At 62.8% G+C, this 16,207-nt stretch carries 16 protein-coding genes; 10 read left to right on the top strand and 6 right to left on the bottom strand.

Translation table 11 applies throughout. The annotated features are described in order from the left end of the window. The first annotated feature begins 195 nt into the window (after window positions 1–195). Window positions 196–375, top strand: coding sequence for a DUF3311 domain-containing protein (locus PIN31009_RS07510; protein ID WP_058375367.1), 180 nt, complete (start codon window positions 196–198; stop codon window positions 373–375). Continuing rightward, window positions 376–1,869 carry a monocarboxylate uptake permease MctP gene (gene mctP, locus PIN31009_RS07515; RefSeq protein ID WP_150683678.1) on the top strand — a complete coding sequence of 498 codons (1,494 nt, stop codon included), beginning with the start codon at window positions 376–378 and terminating at the stop codon, window positions 1,867–1,869. Window positions 1,870–1,982: 113 nt separating this feature from the next. Here the strand turns inward: mctP and PIN31009_RS07520 are convergent, their stop codons facing one another. After that, on the bottom strand, window positions 1,983–3,071 hold the full coding sequence (locus PIN31009_RS07520) for a GlxA family transcriptional regulator (RefSeq protein ID WP_150789827.1): 1,089 nt from the start codon (window positions 3,069–3,071) through the stop codon (window positions 1,983–1,985). Between the two features lie 269 nt (window positions 3,072–3,340). Here PIN31009_RS07520 and PIN31009_RS07525 point away from each other — a divergent pair, with 269 nt between their 5' ends. The 6 genes from PIN31009_RS07525 (at window position 3,341) to PIN31009_RS07550 (ending at window position 9,257) form a co-directional block, all read left to right on the top strand. Further along, window positions 3,341–4,375 carry an ABC transporter substrate-binding protein gene (locus PIN31009_RS07525; protein ID WP_150789828.1) on the top strand — a complete coding sequence of 345 codons (1,035 nt, stop codon included), beginning with the start codon at window positions 3,341–3,343 and terminating at the stop codon, window positions 4,373–4,375. A 14-nt stretch (window positions 4,376–4,389) separates the two neighbouring features. Continuing rightward, window positions 4,390–5,460: an ABC transporter ATP-binding protein gene (locus tag PIN31009_RS07530; RefSeq protein ID WP_150789829.1), complete on the top strand. Its 1,071-nt coding sequence runs from the start codon at window positions 4,390–4,392 to the stop codon at window positions 5,458–5,460. Then, the gene (locus tag PIN31009_RS07535; RefSeq protein ID WP_150789830.1) at window positions 5,457–6,353 is read left to right on the top strand and encodes an ABC transporter permease; all 897 of its coding nucleotides are present in this window, start codon (window positions 5,457–5,459) and stop codon (window positions 6,351–6,353) included. Before PIN31009_RS07530 ends, PIN31009_RS07535 begins: the two co-directional genes overlap by 4 nt. Beyond that, the gene (locus PIN31009_RS07540) at window positions 6,350–7,138 is read left to right on the top strand and encodes an ABC transporter permease (RefSeq protein WP_150789831.1); all 789 of its coding nucleotides are present in this window, start codon (window positions 6,350–6,352) and stop codon (window positions 7,136–7,138) included. The genes PIN31009_RS07535 and PIN31009_RS07540 overlap by 4 nt, the downstream gene beginning before the upstream one ends. A 43-nt stretch (window positions 7,139–7,181) precedes the next feature. After that, complete coding sequence (locus tag PIN31009_RS07545) at window positions 7,182–8,195, top strand: proline racemase family protein (protein WP_058375361.1); 1,014 nt, start codon at window positions 7,182–7,184, stop codon at window positions 8,193–8,195. 219 nt (window positions 8,196–8,414) lie between these two features. After that, window positions 8,415–9,257: an intradiol ring-cleavage dioxygenase gene (locus PIN31009_RS07550; RefSeq protein WP_150789832.1), complete on the top strand. Its 843-nt coding sequence runs from the start codon at window positions 8,415–8,417 to the stop codon at window positions 9,255–9,257. Here the strand turns inward: PIN31009_RS07550 and PIN31009_RS07555 are convergent. After that, the gene (locus tag PIN31009_RS07555; protein WP_150789833.1) at window positions 9,215–10,150 is read right to left on the bottom strand and encodes a LysR family transcriptional regulator; all 936 of its coding nucleotides are present in this window, start codon (window positions 10,148–10,150) and stop codon (window positions 9,215–9,217) included. The genes PIN31009_RS07550 and PIN31009_RS07555 overlap by 43 nt on opposite strands. A gap of 129 nt (window positions 10,151–10,279) precedes the next feature. Here PIN31009_RS07555 and argC point away from each other — a divergent pair, with 129 nt between their 5' ends. Beyond that, window positions 10,280–11,206: an N-acetyl-gamma-glutamyl-phosphate reductase gene (gene argC, locus PIN31009_RS07560; protein WP_150789834.1), complete on the top strand. Its 927-nt coding sequence runs from the start codon at window positions 10,280–10,282 to the stop codon at window positions 11,204–11,206. A gap of 73 nt (window positions 11,207–11,279) precedes the next feature. Beyond that, window positions 11,280–11,744, top strand: coding sequence for a YaiI/YqxD family protein (locus PIN31009_RS07565; RefSeq protein ID WP_150789835.1), 465 nt, complete (start codon window positions 11,280–11,282; stop codon window positions 11,742–11,744). A 15-nt stretch (window positions 11,745–11,759) separates the two neighbouring features. Here PIN31009_RS07565 and PIN31009_RS07570 read toward each other — a convergent pair whose 3' ends face one another. From PIN31009_RS07570 to PIN31009_RS07585, 4 genes are read right to left on the bottom strand one after another with little or no spacing between them, the layout of a single operon-like run. Further along, window positions 11,760–12,587, bottom strand: coding sequence for an ABC transporter permease (locus tag PIN31009_RS07570; RefSeq protein WP_087688776.1), 828 nt, complete (start codon window positions 12,585–12,587; stop codon window positions 11,760–11,762). Window positions 12,588–12,620: 33 nt separating this feature from the next. Continuing rightward, window positions 12,621–13,880, bottom strand: coding sequence for an ABC transporter permease (locus PIN31009_RS07575; protein ID WP_150789836.1), 1,260 nt, complete (start codon window positions 13,878–13,880; stop codon window positions 12,621–12,623). 25 nt (window positions 13,881–13,905) lie between these two features. Continuing rightward, window positions 13,906–14,952 carry an ABC transporter substrate-binding protein gene (locus PIN31009_RS07580; RefSeq protein WP_150789837.1) on the bottom strand — a complete coding sequence of 349 codons (1,047 nt, stop codon included), beginning with the start codon at window positions 14,950–14,952 and terminating at the stop codon, window positions 13,906–13,908. Window position 14,953: 1 nt separating this feature from the next. After that, a complete protein-coding gene (locus tag PIN31009_RS07585) occupies window positions 14,954–16,162 on the bottom strand; it encodes an ABC transporter ATP-binding protein (protein WP_087688559.1) in 1,209 nt (402 codons plus the stop codon). Window positions 16,163–16,207: the final 45 nt, after the last annotated feature.

Below are 16,207 nucleotides of genomic sequence, written 5' to 3' on the forward strand. Positions count from 1 at the left end.
TGAATAAAACCAAAGTAAAACGATTGAAATTCGGTATTCAGTTTTAACACGCACAACATCGCTTCAAATCCCCGAAACCCGCTGCTGGTGGGCTTTCGGGGGTGTTCAGCAAATCCTACATCGTTCGGCTAGAGTGTATTTACGCGTAGTTGATATGCGCTTGAGCCGAATTAAAACAAGAGGAGACTTGCTGAAATGCGGTTATTGCTATTGCTGCCGTTTATCGGTTTGTTGTGGGTGCCGTTCTACAACAGTGAGCTGCCGTCGCTGTGGGGATTTCCGTTCTTCTACTGGTACCAGTTTGCTTGGGTGCCGGTGACATCGCTGCTGATCTGGATCGTATTTCGCGATGGTCTGAAGAAAGGGGAAGAGTAAATGAGCGCCGGTATCAATTGGACCGCGCTAGCGGTCTTCGTGTTTTTCTTTGTCCTCGTGACCGTCATGGGTTTCTGGGCGTCGCGCTGGATGGCGGGCCCGTCGAACAAGGGCGCGCATCTGGACGAATGGGGTCTCGGCGGTCGTAATTTCGGCGCGTGGATCACGTGGTTCCTCGTCGGCGGCGATTTCTACACCGCCTATACCGTGATCGCCGTTCCGGCACTGGTGTACGCCGTCGGCGCTTACGGGTTCTTCGCGCTGCCCTACACGATTCTTGTCTACCCGATCGTCTTCCTGATCATGCCGAAGCTGTGGCACGCCGCGCACAAAGCCGGCCATGTCACGGCGGCGGATGTCGTCTACGGCCGCTATCAGTCGCGTCCGCTGGAGCTTGCCATTGCGCTGACGGGTGTGGTGGCGACGATGCCGTACATCGCCCTGCAACTGATCGGTATGGAAGTCGTGATCAAGGCGCTGGGGCTGACGGGTGAGCTACCGCTGCTGGCCGCATTCGTCATTCTGGCGCTGTACACCTACTCGGCGGGTCTGCGGGCACCGGCGCTCATCGCGTTCGTTAAGGACCTGATGATCTACATCGTCGTCCTCGTCGCCGTGGTGGTCGTACCGGCCAAGCTGGGTGGCTACGGAGTAGTGTTCGATACGGCGCGTGACGTGTTTGCCAAGAAGGGCGGGGCCACGGGTCTGACGCTCAAACCGGCGCAGTTCCTGCCGTTTGCCACACTGGCGCTCGGCTCGGCGATGGCCGCGTTTATGTATCCGCACACGCTGACGGGCATTTTCGCCGCCAAGGACGCAAACACGATTCGCAAGAATGCGGTGTTCCTGCCGGCCTACACCGTGCTGCTCGGCCTGATCGCGTTGCTCGGTTTCATGGCCTACGCCGCCGGTGTGAAGGTGCAGACCAACAACGACGTCGTGCCGGCGTTGTTCAACGGCCTGTTCCCGAGCTGGTTCGCGGGCTTCGCGTTCGCCGCGATCGCCATCGGTGCCTTGGTGCCGGCTGCCGTGATGTCCATCGGTGCCTCCAACCTCTTCACGCGCAACTTCTGGAAGCCCTACGTCAACCCGAACATCACGAATGAAGGGGAGGCGAAGGTCGCCAAGATCGTGTCGCTGGTCGTGAAGCTGGGCGCGCTGGTGTTCATCCTGTTCCTGCCCACGCAGTTCGCGCTCGATCTGCAACTGTTGGGCGGCGTCTGGATCTTGCAGACGTTCCCGGCGTTGGTGTTCGGTCTGTTCGTGGGCTGGTTTGGCGCACGCGCGCTGCTGTGCGGATGGGCGTTCGGCATCGTGTGCGGCAGTTGGCTTGCGTTCGCAGACGGGATCAAGCCGGTGCACACCTTCACGCTGGGTGCCGACAAGTACTCGCTCTACACCGGGATCATTGCGCTGGTGGTGAACATCGTCGTTGCGGTGGTCGCCAATGTGCTGCTTGGTAAGGGCTCGCGTCCGGCGCTGCGTAATGCTTGATTTGCCTGATTAGGCGCATAAGGAAGCTGTTCAGGCCGTGCGAAGGCGCGGCCAATCACAATGCCCCACGTGCGGAATATCCGCCGTGGGGCATTATCGTTTTCGCCCTCGCTTCAGCCCTCTGCCGTAGCGTCGTGCTGGCGAAACTCGCGCGGCGATACGCCGTATCGAGCCCGGAAGTCGCGCGAGAAGTGCGCCCCGTCGGAGAAGCCGCACTCCAGCGCAATGTCGGTGATGCTGCGGGTGTCGTGGCGCAATTGCCATCGCCCGTAGTCGAGCCGCATGCTGCGAAGGAACGACATGGGCGAGACGCCGAGCGCCTCATGAAACGCCCGCTCGAGCTGTCGCCGCCCCACGTTCACATAGCGGGCGATGGCGTCGAGCGTCGGCGGATTATCGATGCGTTGCTCGATGAAGTGCGCGGCCTGTCGCACCCGGACATCGGCAATATGCGAGAGATCGGCGTAGAAGTGCGCCTGCGGCAGCTTCGCCGGCCGGATGCCTTGCAGCATCATGTGGCGCACCACCTGTTGTGCCTTGGCCTGACCGCAATGGCGGGCCACGAGATACAGCCCCAGATCGATGGCGGCCGTCGAGCCGGCGCACGTAATCAGGTCGCCCTCGTCGACAAACAGGTGATCGACGACGGCCTTCGTTTGACCAAAGCGCGTGCGAAACGCGTCCAGCACATTCCAGTGCACGCACACCGTGCGTGAACCGACCAGCCCCGCCTGCGCCAGTGTGAACGTTCCCGTGCAGATGCCGAGCATGCGCACGTGTTGCGCGCTCGCCCGCTGCAACCAGTCGCGCAATGGCGGCGGCAAGTAGGTATTCGGGTAATCGTTGCCACCGCACATGGCGATGTAATCGAAGCACGACGGATCGTCCGGCAACGCGCTTTCGACGTTGATTGCGACGCCCGCGCTCGACTGACGCGGCAGCCCGTCCATGCTCATGACGCGCCAGTGCACGTCGATCTGACGGCTGCGCCCGCCGTGATCGGCGGCCAGCCGCAGCACGTCGATGAGCCCCGCGAATGCGGCCAGCGTGAACTGGTGAAGCAAAACGAGCCCGATCGACAGCTTGGCTTGCGCGCAGGGCGGCGTCGCTACGTGCGCAGTATCCACGGCACCGCCGACATCATCACCACGCGGCGAGACATCGGGCACCAGCCAGTTCGGGGCACGCGTCGTGGACTTCATTTTTTTTCGCGGTCTCCTGTCGGGCGTTTTTGCCGTATTGATAGCGTTTCGGATGTCGCGTTTATACAAGTTTTTGACCGACGCTTGCAAGTTGGCGACAACCCTTGCTCGCTACCATGCATCACAGTGATTCAGCACTTAGCACTGAATTCACGAGATGGACGTAATGCTTGCAAGCGTTGGAATGACTGGCCACACCTTCCTCGAGGGACGACATGAAATTCTGCAACCGCAACACCTTACGGAAGTCCGCTATTGCCTTGGCTGCTATGGCAATCGCGACGACCGCGTCTTTGGTTTCCTTCGGGGCGTACGCACAGGGCTCGCGTGATTCATCGCGCATTACCGTCGCCATGTACGGCGGTAACTGGGGAGACGCCTTCAAATCCTGCGTTGCCGAGCCGTTCACCAAGGCCACCGGCATTGCCGTCACGCCCGAGATCGGCACGTCCACCACAACGCTCGCCAAGCTGCAACAGCAAAAGAATTCACCAACCATCGACGTCGCATGGCTCGACGGCGGCATCAGCGAGCTGGCCTTCGGTGCCGGTGTCGTCGATAACCTCGACGCCGCAGCCATTCCCAATCTGAAGAACGTCAGCACCAAGGGCGTTTATCGCAACGGCAACACGACGTATGCGGTGAGCTCCGGCTACTACTCGCTCGGCCTGACGTACAACACCAAATCGGTGAAGACGCCGCCGACGAGCTGGAAAGACCTCTGGAAGCCCGAATACGCGGGCGCGGTCACCGTGCCGTCGCCGTCGAACTCGGCGGGCGTGCCGTTCGTGATCTTTCTGGCGCACGTGCTGGGCGTCGATCCGTCGAATCTCGGCCCGGTCTACAGCAAGCTCGCGTCGCTCGACGCCTCGCTTTTCTACGATAGCTCGGGCGCCGCCACCAATGCGTTCCAGAGCGGCGAAGCGATCATCGGCGCGCATTTCAACGTTGGCGCATGGGACCTGATCGACAAGGGCGTGCCGATTGCCTTCGTCGTGCCCAAAGAGGGCGTGTGGGCGACCGATGCCCGTCTGCATCTCGTGAAGGGCTCGCGCAACAAAGCCGCTGCCGAGAAGTTCATCAACACGGCGCTGACGCCCGATGCCGCGTCGTGTCTGGCGAGCAAGCTGTATCTCGGCCCGGCGGTCGCCGGTGTGAAGGTGTCGCCCGATGTGGCCCGCAAGCTGCCGTGGGGCGCTAACGGGTCGGTCGACGATCTGAAGCTGTTCGACTGGAGCATGATCAACGCGCGCCGCGCAGAGATCACGTCCGCGTGGAACCGTCAGGTGTCCGCGAAGCGGTGAGGAAGGGTAGTGTCATGACAGCATTGCTATCTCTGGACGCGGTCTCCAAGCGCTTTGGCGGGTATCAGGCGCTCGACCGCATCAGCCTCGACGTGCGGCAAGGCGAGTTCATCGCGTTGCTCGGACCGAGCGGCTGCGGCAAGACTACGCTCCTGCGCGCGATCGCCGGTTTTCAGACGCCCGACAGCGGCCGGATCGCCATCGACGGTGAAGACGTCACGCAGTTGCCCCCGTACCGTCGCCCGCTCAATACCGTGTTCCAGCAGTACGCACTGTTCCCGCACATGCGGGTGCTGGAGAACGTCGCCTTCGGGCCGCGCCGTCAGGGCGTCTCCCGCGACGAGGCGGCCAAACGCTCGCGGGAAGCACTGGCGATGGTCGGTCTCGAGAACTTCGGTGAGCGCTACCCCCGCGAGTTGTCGGGCGGGCAGCAGCAGCGCGTTGCGTTGGCGCGCGCCATCGTCAATCGACCGAAATTGCTGCTGCTCGACGAGCCGCTTTCCGCGCTCGACATGAAGTTGCGCAAGCGCATGCAACTGGAGTTGAAACATTTGCAGGAGAAGCTCGGCATCGCCTTCGTCTTCGTGACTCACGATCAGGAAGAAGCGATGACGATGGCGGACCGCATCGTCGTCATGAATGCGGGGCGCATCGAGCAGGTGGGCACCGGCATCGATATCTACCGCCGCCCGGCAACCCGCTTCGTCACCGAATTCATCGGCGACGCGAACATGATTGCGTTCGACGTGCGCGATGGCGCGCTGCATCTCGACATGGCAACCCCGGCGCAATGGCCCGTGCCGGCGACGGTGCCGGGGCGCGGTGTCGCCGTGCTTCGCCCGGAGCATCTGCACGTGGTGGCGGATGCGGCCAACGCATCGCCGGATGCCGCGACCTGCCGTCTGCGTGGCGTGCTGGCCGACATCGTCGACATCGGCAGCCACGCGGTGCTTTATGCCGACGTGGGCGCGCACCGCCTCGTGGCGCGCACGACAAGTGGTATCGCCGCGACGCTGCGTGCCGGGGCACCGGTGCATTTTGGTTTCGATCCGGCCGATGTGCATTTGATCGGGGACGCCGCATGAACCCGACCCCGGCCCTGAGGCTGCCAGTGCACAGCGAGACCGCGCGCTCGCTGCGACTGGCGCCGGTCTGGATGATCGGTGTGCCGTTGCTGTTCTTTGCGGCGTTCTTCCTCGCGCCGCTGGCCGTGGTGCTGGTGGCGAGCTTCACCGACAGTCACGGCGCGGGTCTCTCGGCGCTGACCTTCGCGAACTATGCCCGTGTGCTCGCCGACAGTTATCACTGGGAGGTCACGCTCGTCACCTTCCGCATTGCGTGCCTGACGACCGTGTTTAGCGTGCTGCTCGGCTACCCGCTCGCGTGGTATCTCGTGCGCATCGTCCGCTGGCAGGCGTGGCGCCGTGCCTGCGTGATTCTGCTGGTGGTGCCGATGCTCACGAGCAATATCGTGCGCTCGTTCGGCTGGATGGTGCTGCTGGGGCGCAACGGGCTGGTCAACGAGACGTTGTTGATGGCGGGGCAGATCGAGCGTCCGATTCGCTTTCTCGGTACCGAGACGGGCATTCTCATCGGCATGGTCTACGTGCTGCTGCCGTTCGTCGTGCTCGCCGTGGGTAATTCGCTGGCCCGGGTGGATGTGTCGCTCGAACAGGCGTCGGCGGACCTTGGCGCCAAGCCGTGGGAAACGTTCTTTCACGTGACGCTGCCGCTGACGATGCCCGGCATCGTGGCGGGGGCCATCATGGTCTTCACGCTGGCGGTGTCGGCGTACGTGACGCCTGCGTTGCTCTCGGGTGGTCGCATTACCGTGCTGTCGATGCTGATCTTCCAGCAATACAGCACGACGTTCGACGTTCATTACGGCGGCGCGCTCAGCATTGTGCTGCTGGTGTTCACGCTGGTGATGGTGGTGTTGGCCGGCCGTGTGGGCACGGTACGCGGAGGTGTCCGATGATCGCGCGCGTTTCTATCCGTCTGGTGGCGTGGGCCGTGCTCGCGTACCTGATGCTGCCGCTGGTCGTGATTCTGGGCAGTTCGCTGACAACCACCGAGTTTCTGGCGTTCCCGCCGCAGGGAATCACGTTGCGCTGGTATCAGCAGATGCTGCACGACCAGAGCTATCTGGCCGCGTTCTCGACGAGCACGATGCTGGCGCTGGCGGCCACGGCGGCGTCGCTCTTGCTGACGATGCCGGCGTCGCTGGTGCTGGCGCGCTACGAGTTTCGCGGCAAGGCGGCGCTCACAGCCGTACTGATGGCGCCGCTGACGTTGCCGCACATCGTGCTCGGCGCGGCGCTGTTGCAGTTTGGCGGGTACTTCGGGCTCACACGCAGCTTCCTGTCCTTGCTGATCGGTCACACGATCATCGTCGCGCCGTTCGTGCTGCGCTCGGTGCTCTCGATGATGACGCCGGAGCAACGGGCGCTGGAGGAAGCGTCGAGCGATCTGGGGGCGAACCCGTGGACGACGTTCTTTCTCGTGATCCTGCCGCGCATCCGGCCGGGGATCGTCACGGGATCGATCTTCGCGTTCATCTCGTCATGGATCAACGTCGAGTTGTCGATCTTCAACACGACGGCGGACCTCAACACGATTCCGGTCAAGTTGTTCAACTACGTGCAGTACACGATCGACCCGACGATCGCCGCGGTGTCCGGCGCGACGATTCTGGTAGCCGTTGTGGCGATCGTGATTCTGGATCTCACCATCGGTCTCGACATGCTGTCTGACCGGCGTTAATTCGTAACTCCCACTCTCAACCGATTTTTCTGGAGCAATCGCCATGCGCAAGCAAGACGCGTTCGACGTTATCTACACCCACACCGAAGGTGAGCCGCTTTGCATCATCCACAGCGGCATTCCGTACCCGGCCGGTTCCAGCATTCTGGAGAAGCGCGCCTTCCTCGAAGCGAACTACGACTGGCTGCGCATGGCGCTCATGCGTGAGCCGCGCGGTCACCGCGACATGTTCGGGGTGTTCCTCACGCCGCCGTCGAGTCAGGAGTTCGATGCCGGTCTGATCTACATCGACGGCACCGAGTACTCGCACATGTGCGGTCACGGCACGATTGCCGTGGCGATGGCGATGGTGGCGCACGGCTTCGTGCCGCGTGGCCCGAACGGCATCACCCGCATTCGCTTCGAGACCACGGCAGGGCTGGTAGTCGCCGAAGTGGCCACGGAAGGCGACGAAGTGCTGTGGACGCGCTTCGAAAATGTGCCCGCTTATGTTGCGGCGCAGGACGTGCCGGTGCATCTGCCGGGGTACGGAGATCTGAAAGCCGACATCGTGTGGGGCGGTAACTATTTCGGCATCGTCGATCTGACCCCGTGCAACCTGCGGATTTCGCCGGAGAACGGCAGCGAACTGTCGCGTCTGGGCTTGCTCGTGCGCGACCAGATCAACGCGAAGATGCGCATTCAGCACCCGACGCAGGCGCACGTCAACAACCTCAACTACGTGACGTTCTGGCATTCGCCGACGATCGAAGGCGCGTTCTACAAGAACGTGCACGTGTTCAGCGCCGGTCAGCTCGACCGTTCGCCGGGCGGTACGGGCACCAGCGCGATGATGGCGATGTTCGAAGCGCGCGGGAAACTGAAGATGAACCAGCCGATTCTGACCGAAGGGTTGCTTGGCAGCGGCACGTTCGAAGGCTGCCTGCTGGGTGAAGTCGATCTAAACGGTACGCGTGCCGTGCGCCCGACGGTCAAGGGCACGGCCAGTGTGCTGGGCACCGCGCGTTGGGTCATCGATCGCAAGGATCCGGTCGGCGCGGGCTTCTTGGTGCGGTAAAACCCCGTGGGGGGGTAGGGGGGGCTATGAGGGAGAAATGTCCCTTTTGCCCTCCCGGTGACGTGAGCTTTGCTTCGTTGCGCTTGATGACTTTCCGGAAAGCTTCGGAAAGACGTCGCGGCGTGCGGTGCAAGGCTGCACCCGGTGACCCGTTGCGCAATAATGTCCGCATTACGGCGCGTGAGGTAGTGCGCGCACTCACGTCATCGAGGACATCAGATGCGCAATCTCGACCAGCACACGATTACCGAAGAGGTGATCGGCCGGCTTGCCGACACGCCCGACCCCCGGCTCAAGCAAGTTGTCACCAGTTTGGTTCGCCACCTCCACGACTTCGCGCGAGAGGTCGAGTTGACCGAGGACGAGTGGGCCAAAGGCATCGCCTTTCTGACGGCGACCGGCCAGAAGTGCGACGACAAGCGACAGGAGTTCATTCTGCTGAGCGACGTGCTGGGCCTGTCGATGCTCACCGTGGCGATGAACAATGCGAAGCCGCCGCAGTGCACCGAGGCGACCGTCTTCGGACCGTTCTATGTCGAAGGCGCACCGCACTACGAGAATGGCGCCGACGTGGCGAACGGTGCTGCCGGCGAGCCATGCGAAGTGAGCGGCACCATCCGCGATCTGGCAGGGCTGCCCATTGCGGGCGCGAAAATCGACGTCTGGCAAGCCGATTCGGAAGGCAAGTACGACGTGCAGCGCAGCGAACTGGATCACCCGGAAGGGCGGGGTGTGCTGCATGCCGACAGCGAAGGGCGCTACCACTTTCATAGCGTCTTGGCCGAGGCGTATCCGATTCCGACGGATGGCCCGGTGGGCGATCTACTGGCCGCAACGCGACGCCACCCATGGCGCCCGGCGCATCTTCACTTCCGTATCGAAGCCCCGGGGTACGAGACGCTGGTCACGCACGTCTTTCGCTCGGACGACGAGTGGCTCGACTCGGATGCCGTATTCGGCGTGCGGCAGTCGTTAATTGCGCCGTGGGTGCGGCGCGACGACGGCAGCTATGCGCTTCACTATGACTTTGTGCTCAATCCCGTCGGCGAACGCCGGGGTTGACCGCTCTTGCGCCCCTCCTGCAACGCCCACAACGCATCGAGCACGTATTGCGTCGCCTGTTCGCTATAGCCGGTGCGGTGGGCAATGCCGAGTTGTCTCCACAGAGCCGGGCGCAGCGCGCGCATGGCGATTCGCTCGTCCAGCACGGCGTTTTGTCCTTCCTGCGGTAACAGTGCGGCGCCGTAACCGGCCGCCACGAGGCTCTTGATCGCGTCGTTGTAATTGATCTCAATTCGCGGGGTGGGGTGATGCCCGGCGGCGGCGAACCACTCCGTGGTCAGCCGCGAGAGGCGTGTCGTGCTGTCGTTCAGAATCAGTGGCTGCGAGGCCAGCCATTCCGGCGTCACCTGTTTGGGACCGTCCCAGTGCGCTGGCAGAAACGCCATGACCGGGTCGCGCCGCCACGGCTTGATGACAACACCTGCCACCGGCGTCTGCGGCAACGCCACCAAGCCCACATCCAATGCCCCCCGCCGGAGCCGGTCAAGGGTCTCCTGCGACGTCAGAATGGCCACCTGAACGTCGATGTCAGGGTGATCCAGCCGAACCGCTTCAAGTGCCTGAGGCAACAAGTGCGCGATCGCGCCGGTAGAGGCCCCGATCCTGACCCGGCCTGCCAACCCCTGTGCATGACGCTCGATGTCCTCCAGCGTCTGTTCGGCATCGGCCAGCAGACGTCGCGCCCGCTCGACCAATACCTCTCCCACTGACGTCGGCCGCACCTCGCCGCGCTTGCGTGTCAGCAGCAGCGCGCCAACCCGCGCCTCAAGATCCGCAACGTGCAGGCTGACGGTCGGCGGCGAGAGATGCAACGCCTGCGCCGCGTCGGCAAACGAGCCGCTGTCCGCGACAGCGACCAACGTCTTCAGGCGATCCAGACTGATCTCTCTCATGCCACGCCCCTCATTGATTCAGAAAAATGGAATTTCAGATTCACGGAATTCAACTTTTCTTATTCTACTCGTGGCGGGATCATAAGGGACCGAGTAATATCCACGACCGACTGACGAGGGATTCCGACCATGTCTTCTCCGCTTATCTTTATCGACGGTGATCAGGGCACCACTGGATTGCAGATCCACGGGCAACTGCGCGATCGCAAGGACATCCAGCTGATCACGTTGCCTGACGCGCATCGCAAGGATCCGAAACACCGTGCCGAAGCCATCAACAGCTGCGATATCGCGATTCTTTGTCTGCCGGACGCTGCGGCGCGCGAGGCGGCCGAGTCGATCGTCAATCCGCGTGTGCGTGTGATCGACGCGAGCTCAGCGCATCGCACGCATCCCGACTGGGTCTACGGTTTTCCCGAAATGACGGAAGGTCAGGCGGCGCGCGTCGTGCAAGCGAGCCGTGTGTCCAACCCGGGTTGCTACCCGACGGGGGCTATCGGCCTGCTGCGCCCCCTGATGGAGGGCGGTTTGATCCCTGACGGCTATCCGATCAGCGTGCACGCCGTGTCGGGGTACTCGGGGCGTGGCCGCGCGGGTGTGGAGGAAAACGAAGGACCGAACGCGTCCCCCCGCTCGCAATACCGCGTCTACGGTCTGGAACTGGCGCACAAGCACGCGCCGGAAATTCAGCAGCGGGCAGGGCTTGCGTATCGCCCGCTGTTCGTGCCGTCGTACGGCTCGTATCGTCAGGGCATCGTGCTGACGATACCGCTTGAGACGCGCCTCCTGAAACGCGGCGTGGACGGCGCAACGCTGCACAAACGTCTGGTCGATCACTACGCTGGGCAGGAATACGTGCGCGTCATGCCGATGGAGGCCCCCGGTGTCGTGAAGCAACTGGATCCGGAAGCGCTGAACGGTACTAACGTCATGCAGTTGAGTGTTTTTGCCAATCAGGAGCACGGTCAGGTGTTGCTGGCCGCGGTGCTCGACAATCTCGGCAAAGGGGCGTCGGGCGCGGCGATTCAGAATCTGGAACTGATGCTGACCCGGTAAGCTGGTGGTCGAAGGGGAGAGGCGAGCCGCCATTGCCTTATCATGGCGGCTCGCCTCTCCCGAAAAGCCCCTCATGCAAGTGCTAGTCGACGCGGACGCCTGTCCCGCGCCCATCAAGGAAATCCTGTTTCGCGCCGCGCGCCGAGAGGAACTGCTGGTCACGCTCGTCGCGAACCAGTTTCTGCGCACGCCGCCGTCGCCATTCATCAAATCGGTTCAGGTGCCTTCGGGCTTCGATGTGGCGGATGCGCGCATCGTCGAGATGGTGGAACCGGGCGATCTGGTGATTACGGCCGATATTCCACTCGCCGACGCAGTCATCGATAAAGGCGGGAATGCGCTCGATCCCCGGGGAAGCTGGTTCACCCGCGACAACATCAAAGAGCGCCTGTCGGCGCGCGACATGATGGATCAACTGCGCAATGCCGGTATCGAAACGGGTGGCCCGGCGCCGTTCAGCGCGCGTGACAGCAAGACGTTTGCCGGCGAACTGGACCGTTTTCTCGCCCGCCGCCGCACACAGCCGCGTCAGGGCTAAGCTGCAGAACATCCCTCACTCCATCACCCGGCTGGCCGCCATTGCGCGCCCGCGCAGCCAATTGATGCTCGCGAACAGCAACACAGCGAACACGATCAACATGGTGGCGACCGCCAGAATCGAGGGATCGATCGAATCGCGGATGCCACTCCACATCTGACGAGGCACCGTCTTCTGATCCGGTCCGCCGATAAAGAGAATCACGATCACCTCGTCGAACGACGTGGCGAACGCGAACACGCTCCCCGTTGCTACGGCGGGCGTGATGAGCGGCAGCGTCACGCGCCGGAACGTGGTCCACGGCGTCGCGCCCAGCCCAGCGGCCGCGCGCAGCAGGCTCTGGTCAAACGACAATAGCGAGGCCGTCACGGTGATCACGACAAACGGCGTGCCCAACGCCGCGTGCGCCAGAATCACCCCCGGATAGGAGTTCACGAGCCCGAGCGGTGCAAAGATCAGATAGAACCCCGCAGCGACCACGACAATCGGCACGATCATCGGCGAGATAATGATCGGCATGATCACCGAGCGCAACGGAAACTGCGACCGACTCAAACCCAGCGCGGCGAGCGTGCCCAGACAGGTGGCAATCACCGTCGACGCCGCACCGATGCCGATGCTATTGAGCAGCGCGCGTTGCCAATCGGGGCTGGTGAGTGCCTGTTCGTACCAGCGCATCGAAAAGCCGGTCAACGGATACGAGAAATACGACCCGGCGTTGAACGACAGCGGCACGATCGCGAGAATCGGCGCGATCAGGAAGAACAGCGTGAGCGCGGTGTGCAGGCGTACCCAGCGCCACGCGACGCGCTCTGCCAGTACCGTATTGCGCTTGTCCTGCATGGGCATGTCGGCGTCTCCCGATCCGCGAGCCAATCAACCGAAACGCAGCCGGTCGATGCCGACGATGCGGTTGAAGATGAAGTAGAAGATGGCGGTGAAGATCACGAGAAACGCAGACAGTGCACCCGCCAGTCCCCAGTTCAGTTGGGTATTGGTCTGCATGGCAATCAACTGGCTGATCATCTCGTCGCCCGCGCCACCGAGCAGCGACGGCGTGATGTAGTAGCCCAGTGCGAGCACAAAGACCAGAAAACACCCGGCACCTACGCCCGGCAGCGTCTGCGGAATGTAGACCCGCACGAACGCCGTAAACGGATGCGCGCCGAGCGACTTCGCTGCCCGCATATAGACCGGCGGCACGCCCTTCATGACGGAGTAGATGGCGAGAATCATGTAGGGCAGCAGCACATGCGTCATGCCGATCAGCACGCCGGTGCGGTTGAAGATCAGCGGCACCGGGTGCGTCGTCAGCCCGAGTCCCGACAACAGACTGTTGATGACGCCGCCCGGCTGAAGCAGCACATACCATGCCGTTGTGCGCACCAGCAGCGATGTCCAGAACGGGACGATCACGAAGAGCATCAGACGATTGCTCTGCTTCTCGGGCAAGTTCGCGAGCAACCATGCCACCGGGTAGCCGAGCACGAGACACAGCAACGTCACCGTCGCACTGATCGTGATCGTGCGCACGAACGCCGCCCGATACACCGAGGCGTTCTCGGGCAGCGAGGCAATGACCCCTTGCGGCGTCACCTGTGCGTCCATGCCCGCAAGCAGGTAGTCCGGCGTGGGGGAAGTTGCGGCGCGCTTCAACAAGCGCCACGTTTCGGGCGAATTCCAGCGCTCGTCGATGGCGATCAGTGCGGGCTTCCACGCGGGCGGTGTTTCATCTCCCACGGCCCGCGCGGTGCGCATGAGCAAGCTGCGGAACTCCGGCTGCGCGAAGTTCATCCGCCTCGCAATCGTGCCGAGCTGCCCGCTTTCGCGCGCTTGCTTCAAGCCCGAAGCCAGCACCGCGAATGTCGATTCACCGGGCACGCCGCTGCCGTCCCAAGCCACCAGTGCCTGAGCCAACTGCGGCATGCCGTCGGAGATCTCATGGTTCTGCACACTTCGCGCGAGCAGCAGCGCAATGGGCGCGATGAACGTCGAGAGCAGAAACACGATCAACGGTAAGGCCAGCCACAGCGCCCGCATCGACGCGCGCCGTTGCACTTTCCTGAATGAAGCCAATCCTTCGGCGCTCGCGTTGGTATGCGCGCCGGACGACGTGGCGTGAGTCGATGCGGGCATGTCGGTCCTCTCGTGCAGGCTGCCGTTACTGCGTCAGCCACACTTGGAAGCGCTTGTTGATCGCATCCGCGTTGTCGGCCCAGAAGTTGGCGTTGATCTGCACGGCGCGCTTGAAGTTCGCCGGAGCGGTCGGCATGTCGGCCAGGCGCTGCTTGTCGACATACTGGATCGCATCTTTGCGCGGCGGCGCATAGGCGATGTACTTCGAGAGATCCGCCGACGCCTTCGGCTGCGATGCCGAGACGATGAACTTCGCCGCAGTATCGGCGTGCTTCGCACCGGCCGGCACCGCCCACCATTCGAAGTCATAGACCTGCGCGTCCCACACGGCCTTGAACGGCTTCTTGTCCTTCTTCGCAGCGTCGTCGATACGGCCGTTGTATGCCTGCACCATCACGACGGCACCGTCGGCGAGCAACTGCGGGGCTTGCGCGCCGGACTCCCACCACACGATGTGCTTCTTGATCGTGTCGAGTTTCTTGAACGCCCGATCGACACCGGCCGGGGTGGCCAGCACCTTGTAGACATCCTTGGGATCGACGCCGTCAGCGATCAGCGCCCATTCCATCGTGACCTTCGGCGACTTGCGCAGACCGCGCTTGCCGGGGAATTTTTGCAGGTCGAAGAAATCGTTGACGGTGGTCGGCGCGGCCTTCAGCTTGCTCGCGTCATAGGCGTAGATGGTGGACCACACCATGCTCGCGACCGCGCAGTCGCTGATCGAGCCGGGAATGAAATCGCTGCTGTTGCCCAACGATTTCTTGTCGAACTTCTTGAGCAAGCCTTCGTCACAGGCCGTGATCGCGTCGTTGGTTTCGAGATCGATCAGGTCCCACGTGGTGTTCTTCGCCTGCTCCATGGCGGAGAGCTTGGCCAGACCGCCGTCATACGACTCGGTCGCGAACGTGACGCCGGTCGACTGGGTGAACGGATCGAACCACGCCTTCTTGGCCGCGGCTTCGAACGCGCCGCCAAAGGTCACCACACTGAGCGTTTCCGCGGCGTGTGATGCGGTGGCGGCAAACGCGAGTACCGCAAGCGCGGCACATTGGGTTTTCAGGGAAGTGCGCATGTCAGTTGGCTCCTGCGGGTGCGGTCAAGATGAGAGACGGGGAAGGTGCGGCTGGGGAATCGATGGCGGGCGCTGCACGGGGCGTGCAGGTCGCGAGAATCTTGCAGTCATCGTGACGCCAGGCCACATCGATCGTGTCGCCGGCGTTGGGCAGGGCATGGCGCTGCGTATTGGGTACCTTCACGACAATCGCGTCGTGGGAGCCGAGGGTGAGATGCACGCGGTGGTGATCGCCGCAATACACGATGTCTTCGACGCGAGCGCGTACGACATTGCTGTTGGGGTCCGAGGGCGTGGCTTGCCCGCCCACGGCAGGGGATGCAGCCGACACTTGAGGGATATGCGCGCGTTCGGGACGCAGTGCGAGCATCGCGTCGTCACCGGCGCTCAGTCCTTGTTCGCAGCGGCCGCGAATCATGCTGCCGTCCGAGAGGGCGAGCGTCGCCCAGCCGTCATGGGCCTGAACGACGTGCCCGGTCAGTCCGTTGTTCTCGCCGACGAAGTTCGCGACGAAGGCGTTTTGCGCGTTCTCGTACAGTTCGCTGGGCGGCGCAGCTTGCTGAATGCGGCCATCGGAAAACACGGCCACGCGATCCGACATCGTCAACGCTTCGGCCTGATCGTGGGTGACGTAGACGATGGTGAGCGACAGTTCGCGATGCAGCCGCATGATCTCGTATTGCATCGTTTCGCGAAGACGCTTGTCGAGCGCACCGAGCGGCTCGTCCATCAACACCACGCTCGGCTCGAACACGAGCGCCCGTGCGAGTGCTACACGTTGCTGCTGGCCACCGGAGAGTTGCGAGGGGCGGCGATTGGCCAGATGCGACAACTCGATCATCTCCAGCGCGCGCTTGACCCTTGCGTTTTGCTCGGTACGGCCCACGCGTCTGACAGACAGCGGAAACGCGACGTTCTGCGCAATCGTGAGATGCGGAAACAGCGCGTAGTTCTGAAACACCATGCCGATGTCGCGCTGATGCGGCGGCTTGTCGTCCAGCCGCTTGCCGTCCAGACGAATCTCGCCGTGCGTGGGCGACTCGAACCCCGCGAGCATCATGAGCGTGGTGGTCTTGCCCGAGCCGGACGGGCCGAGTAGCGACAGGAATTCTCCCTTGCGCACATCGAGGTTCAGGTCGTCGACGACATAGCTGGCGCCGTCGTAAGACTTGCTCACACCCGAGAACGAAATGAAGGATGGGTTCGGCATCGTGATTGCGTCCTGTGTTCGTGGCATCGTTAGGGCGAACAGGCC

The organism is Pandoraea iniqua, from assembly GCF_902459685.1.
In the GTDB taxonomy this organism is placed as follows: Bacteria; Pseudomonadota; Gammaproteobacteria; order Burkholderiales; family Burkholderiaceae; genus Pandoraea; species Pandoraea iniqua.